Origin of the sequence: Streptococcus sp. HMSC056C01 (assembly GCF_001811305.1) — a bacterium.
Classification (GTDB): domain Bacteria; phylum Bacillota; class Bacilli; order Lactobacillales; family Streptococcaceae; genus Streptococcus.
The window spans coordinates 1-481 of record NZ_KV804215.1 but is presented as its reverse complement, the minus strand read 5'-3'; the positions used below and the strand labels follow the sequence as shown (position 1 = coordinate 481).

Sequence of the window (481 nt, the reverse complement as noted above, 5' to 3'; positions counted from 1 at the left end):
AAGTAACACTTCCAGATGGCACTAAAGCAACAGCCACAGCTGACCAAGATGGCAACTTCAGCGTTCCAGTTAGCGGCTTGGAAGAAGGTCAAACAGTCTCTGTTACAGCGAAAGACGCTTCAAACAATACATCAACTCCAACTACAGCAACTGTAGCGAAAGCTGATGATAAGACAGCACCAGATGCCCCAGTTGTGAACCCAGTTAAAGAAGGTGATAAGGCTGTTACAGGTACAGCAGAACCAGGATCAATCGTTGAAATCACTCTTCCAAATAGTGAAACAGTTACTGTTGCTACAAATGAAGCTGGTATCTTCTATCTTCCAGTTATGGGCTTGAAAGCTGGAGATAAAGTGACTGCCGTAGCAAAAGATGCATCAGGAAATGCATCAACTCCAACAGAGAAAACAGTTGGTAAACGTGATGTTAAGGATGCTGACAGTATTAAAGCTCCATCAACTAAGACACCAGTTAAAGATAC

At 43.0% G+C, this 481-nt stretch carries 1 protein-coding gene; it reads left to right on the top strand.

Annotated elements, in window-relative coordinates:
• On the top strand, positions 1-481 hold a 481-nt coding region (locus HMPREF2795_RS09255), incomplete at both ends, for an Ig-like domain-containing protein (RefSeq protein ID WP_261675903.1).